Origin of the sequence: Pseudomonas sp. GXM4, from assembly GCF_008923895.1 — a bacterium.
GTDB lineage: Bacteria > Pseudomonadota > Gammaproteobacteria > Pseudomonadales > Pseudomonadaceae > Aquipseudomonas > Aquipseudomonas atacamensis.
Genome location: NZ_WBRZ01000269.1, coordinates 1 through 7372, shown reverse-complemented (window position 1 = coordinate 7372; position 7372 = coordinate 1). Strand labels below are relative to the sequence as shown.

At 61.3% G+C, this 7372-nt stretch carries 6 protein-coding genes; 3 read left to right on the top strand and 3 right to left on the bottom strand.

What is annotated here, in order from left to right; genetic code table 11:
• Positions 1 to 138: 138 nt before the first annotated feature.
• Complete coding sequence (gene ffh / locus F8N49_RS23355) at positions 139 to 1515, bottom strand: signal recognition particle protein (RefSeq protein ID WP_007967791.1); 1377 nt, start codon at positions 1513 to 1515, stop codon at positions 139 to 141.
• A gap of 210 nt (positions 1516 to 1725) precedes the next feature.
• Here ffh and F8N49_RS23350 point away from each other — a divergent pair, with 210 nt between their 5' ends.
• From F8N49_RS23350 to F8N49_RS23335, 3 genes are all read left to right on the top strand, one after another.
• Positions 1726 to 2538, top strand: coding sequence for an inner membrane protein YpjD (locus F8N49_RS23350; protein WP_016771539.1), 813 nt, complete (start codon positions 1726 to 1728; stop codon positions 2536 to 2538).
• 12 nt (positions 2539 to 2550) lie between these two features.
• Positions 2551 to 3792, top strand: a complete 1242-nt coding sequence (locus tag F8N49_RS23345; protein WP_151552777.1) for a CNNM domain-containing protein — start codon at positions 2551 to 2553, stop codon at positions 3790 to 3792.
• Between the two features lie 275 nt (positions 3793 to 4067).
• Positions 4068 to 5384: an MFS transporter gene (locus F8N49_RS23335; protein ID WP_151552774.1), complete on the top strand. Its 1317-nt coding sequence runs from the start codon at positions 4068 to 4070 to the stop codon at positions 5382 to 5384.
• Positions 5385 to 5502: 118 nt separating this feature from the next.
• Here the strand turns inward: F8N49_RS23335 and purT are convergent, their stop codons facing one another.
• Together purT and F8N49_RS23325 are read right to left on the bottom strand one after the other, a co-directional pair.
• The gene (gene purT / locus F8N49_RS23330) at positions 5503 to 6684 is read right to left on the bottom strand and encodes a formate-dependent phosphoribosylglycinamide formyltransferase (RefSeq protein WP_122508291.1); all 1182 of its coding nucleotides are present in this window, start codon (positions 6682 to 6684) and stop codon (positions 5503 to 5505) included.
• Between the two features lie 100 nt (positions 6685 to 6784).
• Positions 6785 to 7252, bottom strand: a complete 468-nt coding sequence (locus F8N49_RS23325) for a VUT family protein (protein ID WP_016771544.1) — start codon at positions 7250 to 7252, stop codon at positions 6785 to 6787.
• Positions 7253 to 7372 lie beyond the last annotated feature (120 nt).

The window sequence follows — 7372 nt, the reverse complement described above, 5'->3', positions numbered from 1 at the left end:
CGGCGCCCATGGCATGCCGTGCAGATTTGCATAGAGAGCCGTCGATAAAAACGGCCAGTCAGCTCCCGCCGAGTGCGGGTTTGCTGTTGATCCTGCGTCCTTGCAGGGTCTGCGCCGGTGCGACGACCGGCGAAGTCTTTACATTTTCGGCATGCCGCCGCCGGGCAACATACCGCCCATGCCGCGCATCATTTTTGCCATACCGCCCTTGGCGGTGAATTTCTTCATCATCTTCTGCATCTGCTTGTGCTGCTTGATCAAGCGGCCGATGTCCTGCACCTGCGTGCCGGAACCCATGGCGATCCGGCGCTTGCGCGAACCGCTGATCAGCTCAGGGTCGCGGCGCTCGGCCGGGGTCATGGAATTGATGATGGCTTCCATCTGCTTGAACTGCTTCTCTGCGGCGTTCTGGGCATTGCCCATCTGCGACAGGTTGACGCCGCCGATGCTCGGCAGTTTGTCCATGAGCCCGCCGAGGCCGCCCATGTTCTTCATCTGTTGCAGCTGATCGCGGAAGTCTTCGAGGTCGAAGCCCTTGCCCTTCTTCAGCTTCTTGGCCAGTTTGTCGGCCTTGTCCTTGTCCAGCGTCGCTTCGGCCTGCTCGATCAGGCTGAGCACGTCGCCCATGCCGAGGATCCGCGAGGCGATACGCTCAGGGTGGAACGGATCGAGCGCTTCGCTCTTCTCGCCCATACCGATGAACTTGATCGGCTTGCCGGTGATGGCGCGCACCGACAGCGCGGCACCGCCACGGGCGTCGCCGTCGACCTTGGTCAGGATCACACCGGTCAGCGGCAGCGCATCGCCAAAGGCCTTGGCCGTGTTGGCGGCGTCCTGACCAGTCATGGCGTCGACCACGAACAGGGTTTCGACCGGGTTGATCGCGGCGTGCAGCGCCTTGATCTCGCCCATCATCTCTTCGTCGATGTGCAGACGACCGGCGGTGTCGACGATGACCACGTCGATGAATTTCAGTTTGGCTTCTTTAATAGCCGCATTGGCGATGTCGACCGGCTTCTGGCTCAGGTCGGACGGGAAGAATGTCACGCCAATGTCGTTGGCCAGGGTTTCCAACTGTTTGATCGCCGCCGGACGATAGATGTCCGCCGAAACAACCATGACCGACTTCTTCTTGCGCTCTTTAAGAAAGCGCGCCAGCTTGCCGGCAGTGGTGGTTTTACCCGCGCCCTGCAGACCGGCCATCAGAATAACGGCTGGCGGAACGGCGCTCAGGTTGAGGTCTTCGTTGGCCGCGCCCATCAGGCTTTCGAGTTCGGCCTGGACGATCTTCACGAACGCCTGGCCCGGCGTCAGACTGCGCGACACCTCGGTGCCGACAGCGCGCTCCTTGACCGAATTGACGAAGTCCTTGACCACCGGCAGTGCGACGTCAGCTTCGAGCAACGCCATGCGCACTTCACGCAGGGTGTCTTTGATATTGTCCTCGGTCAGCTTGGCCTTGCCGGTGACATGGCGCAGCGTCTGCGAGAGACGGTCGGTTAAGTTTTCAAACATTGCGCGATCCTTTCAGGCCCTGTACGAACCGGGATAATGGCGGCCCAGACCGGAATCAACATGTGCTCGGCGAGCCTGCGGCGTGGGCAGGTCGCGGATTATAGCGAAGACTGCGGCCGGCGGACACCTCGCCGTCAGCTTGCGGAGTCTTTCGTGCCGTGGCGGTTCTATGCCAAACTCAGCGCCTTTCGGGCTCGCCTAACAGGATTTATGCTCCCCTTGTCACCCAGTTTGCTGACCACCCTCGCCGCCGCCCTGCTCTATGCCGCTGCGACCGTCTATCAAAGTACCCGCCTGGCCACCGGCGCCAAGGCGAACAAGCGCCTGCTGGTCAGCCTCGGCGTATTCGCCGTGCTCGCCCACGGCGCCAGCCTGCTTACACATCTATTGACCCCGATCGGCCTCGGCCTGGACTTCTTCAGCGCGTCCAGCCTGATTGCCGCCGCGGTGATTGCCCTGACTCTGCTGGCCTGTTCGCGGATCCCGGTGGAAAACCTGCTGGTGCTGCTGTTCCCGCTGGGGGCGATCACGGTATTGCTGGCGCAGTTCGCGCCGACCGGCACGGTGCAGATCATCGATGAAGAGCCGGGCATCCTCGCGCACATTCTATTGTCGATCCTCGCCTACGGCATGTTCACCATCGCCGTGTTCCAGGCGTTGCTGCTGCTGGTTCAGGACCATCAGCTCAAGCACAAGCACCCGTCCGGGCTGATCAAGAACTTCCCGCCCCTGCAAACCATGGAAAGCCTGCTGTTCGGCTTTCTCTGGGCCGGCTGGACGCTGCTGTCGCTGTCGCTGATTTCCGGCTGGCTGTTCGTCGAGAACCTGTTCGCTCAGCATCTGGTGCACAAGACCTTGCTGGCCTGTCTGGCATGGATCGTCTTCAGCGTGCTGTTGTGGGGCCGCAACCGTCTGGGCTGGCGCGGCCACAAGGCGATTCGCTGGACCCTCGCCGGTTTCTGCCTGCTGATGCTGGCGTACTTCGGCAGCAAACTGGTTCGTGAATACATTCTGCACATCTGACGGGCGGCATAAATGGACGGTTTGCCCATAGGGCCGATGCTCGCGGTATTTGTCCTGCTGATTTTATGGTCAGGGCTGTTTACCGCCGTCGAAATCGCGCAGCAACACTTGCTCGCGCAACGTATCGCCTCGCGCGCCAGCGATAAACCGCTGGCGAAGCTGAGCTTCCCGCTCGACAGCCTGATCCTCTGCAACACCCTGTGCCGCGCCCTCGCAGTGATCATCGCGACGCTGCTGGCGATTTTTCTCTGCGAAGAAAACGGCCCGTGGGCGGCCTGCCTTGGCGCCGGTGGCATCCTGTTGGTGTTCGCTGATTATTTCCCGCGCACCGTGGCTCGGCGCTATCCCGACGCTGTGCTGGCGTTCGGCAATGCCCTGCTGACCATGCCGATGAAAATCGTCTACCCGTTCGCGTGGCTGTTCAGCCGGGTCAGCGCTTTGTTGCTGACCCCGTTCACGCGCAAGGCTCAGGTGGTGCAACAGAGCGAGGACGAGTTGCCGACCGATCACGATGAGGATCACGAGCATCCGGTCCGCAGCCATCCGGTATCGGGCATTCATGCGCTGGACAACATCACGGTCAATGACATTCTGGTGCCGCGCAGTGATGTCGACGGCATCAACCTCGACGATTCGATCGAAGAGATCATCGAGCAACTGCGCGAGAACAAGCGCACGCGTCTGCCGGTGTTTCACAGCGACATCAATCAGGTCGAAGCGGTGCTCAACACCCGCCAGATCGGCCATTTGCTGAGCAACGGTGGATTAACCCGCGAGGCACTGCTGGCCGCCAGCTACGAGCCCTACTTCGTCCCGGAAAGCACGCCGCTGCAACTGCAACTGCTGAACTTCCACAAGCAGCAACGCCGCCTCGGCATGGTCGTCGATGAATACGGTGAAGTGCTGGGCATCGTCACCCTTGAAGACATTCTCGAAGAAATCGTCGGCGAATTCGAAAGCGAGCACAGCCTCGACAACCCGCACATCCATCCCCAGGCCGACGGGCGTATGTTGATTGATGGCGCCGCGTCGATCCGCGACCTGAACAAGTGCCTGGGCTGGCATCTGCCGAGCGACGGGCCAAAGACACTCAACGGCCTGGTCACCGAAGCGCTGGAAACCATTCCGGAAAGCGCGGTGTGCCTGAAGATCGGGCGTTATCGACTGGAAATCCTCGAGACCGAAGAGAACCGGGTGAGCAAGGTGCTGATCTGGCATACATCTTCTGCTCCTGCTTTGGTGCCCGCCAGATAAAAGATCAAAAGATCAAAAGATCGCAGCCTTCGGCAGCTCCTACCCTGCGATCTTTTGCGCTTGTTTGATCGTTAGCCCCCTTCCTATAATCGACGCGCTTACCCAAGCGCCGTCGATCCCTGTGCTTACCCGGCACTGCCCGGATCCTGACTGTTTCCGCTGCAAACCGACGACTGTTCCTACTCGAAACAGCGCTCGCGCCCTACCCCACATCCCTGGGTGTTCGACCATAATAATTCGCTCCACTGGAGCTCATGACTGTCAGGGATCACCGCATGACGACCCAAACCGCTTACAGCGAAACCGCGCCTGCCCAGCCGACCAATTCCGCCACCCGCGTGGCCACGGCAAGCTTCATCGGCACCGCCATCGAGTTCTACGACTTCTACGTTTACGCCACTGCTGCGGCACTGGTGATCGGACCAGTGTTCTTTCCGCAGACCTCCGGCACGGCGCAGATGCTTTCGGCGTTTATCACTTTCGGCATTGCCTTCCTCGCCCGACCACTGGGTTCGGCACTGTTTGGCCACTTCGGCGACCGCATCGGGCGCAAGTCGACGCTGGTCGCCTCGCTGCTGTTGATGGGCGTGTGCACCACCTTGATTGGCGTGTTGCCGGGCTACGACAGCATTGGTGCCTGGGCGCCGATTCTGCTGTGCGTGCTGCGCTTCGGTCAGGGCCTGGGCCTTGGCGGCGAATGGGGCGGTGCGGCGCTGCTGGCCACGGAAAACGCGCCGAAGGGCAAACGCGCCTGGTTCGGCATGTTTCCGCAGCTCGGGCCATCGATTGGTTTTCTTGCGGCCAACGGCCTGTTCCTGACCTTGGCCATGACCTTGGATGACGAACAGTTCCGCAGTTGGGGCTGGCGTATTCCGTTTCTGCTCAGTACGGCGCTGGTGATGGTCGGCCTGTATGTGCGCCTGAAATTGCATGAAACGCCAGTGTTCGCCAATGCGATCGCCCGTCAGGAGCGAGTAAAAGTGCCGCTGGTGGAGTTGTTCAGCCAATACTGGGCGCCGACCCTGCTCGGTGCGGCGGCAATGGTCGTCTGCTATGCGCTGTTCTATATCTCGACGGTGTTTTCCCTGAGCTATGGCGTATCGACGCTGGGTTACAGCCGCGAAACGTTCCTCGGCCTGCTGTGCTTTGCCGTGTTGTTCATGGCCGCCGCGACGCCATTGTCAGCCTGGGCCAGCGACCGTTACGGGCGCAAACCGGTGCTGATCATCGGTGGCGTGCTGGCGATTCTGTCCGGATTTCTCATGGAGCCATTGCTGACGCAGGGCTCGACCTGGGGCGTGGCGCTGTTTCTGTGCATCGAGCTGTTTTTGATGGGCGTGACATTCGCACCGATGGGCGCGCTGTTGCCTGAGCTGTTTCCGACCCACGTGCGTTATACCGGCGCTTCCGCGGCGTACAACCTGGGCGGGATCGTCGGAGCCTCGGCGGCGCCGTTCTTTGCGCAGAAGCTGGTGGCGATGGGCGGGTTGAGCTATGTCGGCGGGTATGTGTCGGCGGCGGCGGTGTTGAGTCTGATTGCGGTGCTGTGCTTGAAGGAGACGCGCAATAACGATCTGAATCAGGTTGCCTGACAGATCGCTATCGCGGGCAAGCCCGCTCCCACAGGGTTTTGGGATTGGTCACAGATTCTGTGTTCACCCAGTCCCATGTGGGAGCGCGCCTGCTCGCGAATAGCTGCCGCGACCCGGTTTACAGCTCGACAACAACCGCCTGCGACGCACGGGTCGCCTTGGCGCGAGCAGCCTCGATCGACTCATCCCGCGCCAGCGCCACGCCCATGCGGCGCTGGCCGTTCACTTCCGGCTTGCCGAACAGACGCAGCGCGGTGTCCGGCTCGCTCAACGCAGCGCCCAGGTTGGCAAATGCGGTCTGGGTCGACTGGCCTTCCACCAGAATCACTGCCGACGCCGACGGGCCGAACTGACGGATCAGCGGCACCGGCAGACCGAGAATGGCGCGGGCATGCAGGGCGAATTGCGACAGGTCCTGAGAAATCAGCGTGACCAGACCGGTGTCATGCGGCCGTGGCGAGACTTCGCTGAACCACACCTGATCGCCTTTGATGAACAGCTCGACGCCGAACAGACCACGGCCACCCAGTGCTTCAGTGACTGCTTTGGCAACACGCTCGGATTCAGCCAGAGCAATCGGGCTCATGGCCTGCGGCTGCCAGGATTCCTGATAGTCGCCCTTCTCCTGACGGTGACCGACCGGTGCGCAGAACGTGGTGCCGCCAATGTGGCGCACGGTCAGCAGGGTGATTTCGTAGTCAAAGTCGATGAAGCCTTCGATGATCACGCGACCTTTGCCGGCGCGACCGCCCTCTTGCGCGTAATCCCAGGCTTTCTGTATGTCATCGGCGCTGCGCAGCAGGCTCTGGCCCTTGCCCGACGAACTCATCACCGGCTTGACCACGCAAGGGAAACCCAGGTCCTGAACGGCTTTGCTGTAGTCCTCGAAGGTGTCGGCGAAGTGGTACGGCGAGGTGGGCAAGTCCAGCTCTTCGGCAGCCAGACGACGGATGCCTTCGCGGTTCATGGTCAGCTGCGCCGCACGCGCGGTCGGAATCACGGTGAAGCCTTCGGCTTCCAGCTCGACCAGCGTGGCGGTGGCGATGGCTTCGATTTCCGGCACGATGAAGTGCGGCTTCTCGGCTTCGATCACTGCACGCAAAGCAGCGCCGTCGAGCATGTTGATCACGTGGCTGCGATGGGCGACTTGCATGGCCGGCGCGTTGGCGTAGCGGTCGACGGCAATCACTTCAACGCCCAGGCGCTGCAGTTCGATTACCACTTCCTTGCCCAACTCACCACAGCCACACAGCAATACGCGGGTCGCGGTTGGCGACAATGGAGTTCCGATACGGGTCATCTCAGGTCCTCAAAGGAAGCGGATCATCGAGGAAAGCCACGCAGGTGCGCTTTCCATGGGGAGAAAGCGCGGCATTTTACATGAACCCGAGGGTTTGGCTTCAGCTGGCGACAGCCTGTTTGCGATCACGCCAGGCCATGATCAGCCAGACGGCGGTGACGCCGGCGAACTTGGAGGCCAGCGCGGTGATGATCACCGGCGGCGTCAAGGCGTCGATCATGCCGAAGAAGATGAAGGTATCCAGTGGAATGCTCAGCGCCGAACTGATCCACAGACGGTCGCGCAACGGCCGCTTGGTAATGCTGAACACCAGCCAGTCGATGCACTCGGAGACCGCGAACGCCGTGGCGCTGGCCAGCGCGATGGAAGGGTCAGAGGTGATGTAGGAGAGCACCAGCGCCGCCAGCATCGCCACGATCGCGCCATGACCGAAGCGCGTTTGCACCATGTCGCGCAGTACGAACACCAGGCCGCCCCAGGCCGACCAGATGATGTCCAGGTGCGGTGCGGTGGAAAAGGCGAAGTTGATCAGCACGACGCTGCTGATGTAGGCGATGAGGAAGATCATGGGGGCGGCCTGTAAATGTGGCGCACAGGTTACTTGAGCGCCGGTATTGCGCCAATAGGTGCGGTGACAGGACCGACGTATTCGCGAGCAGGCTCGCTCCCACAGTGGAAAGCATTTTCA

What these genes read in the sequence shown, in the direction of transcription:
- F8N49_RS23335 (WP_151552774.1), top strand. Translation starts at nt 4,068, where the DNA reads ATGACGACCCAAACCGCTTACAGCGAAACCGCGCCTGCCCAGCCGACC.
- purT (WP_122508291.1), bottom strand. Translation starts at nt 6,684, where the DNA reads ATGACCCGTATCGGAACTCCATTGTCGCCAACCGCGACCCGCGTATTG.
- F8N49_RS23325 (WP_016771544.1), bottom strand. Translation starts at nt 7,252, where the DNA reads ATGATCTTCCTCATCGCCTACATCAGCAGCGTCGTGCTGATCAACTTC.
- F8N49_RS23345 (WP_151552777.1), top strand. Translation starts at nt 2,551, where the DNA reads ATGGACGGTTTGCCCATAGGGCCGATGCTCGCGGTATTTGTCCTGCTG.
- F8N49_RS23350 (WP_016771539.1), top strand. Translation starts at nt 1,726, where the DNA reads ATGCTCCCCTTGTCACCCAGTTTGCTGACCACCCTCGCCGCCGCCCTG.
- ffh (WP_007967791.1), bottom strand. Translation starts at nt 1,515, where the DNA reads ATGTTTGAAAACTTAACCGACCGTCTCTCGCAGACGCTGCGCCATGTC.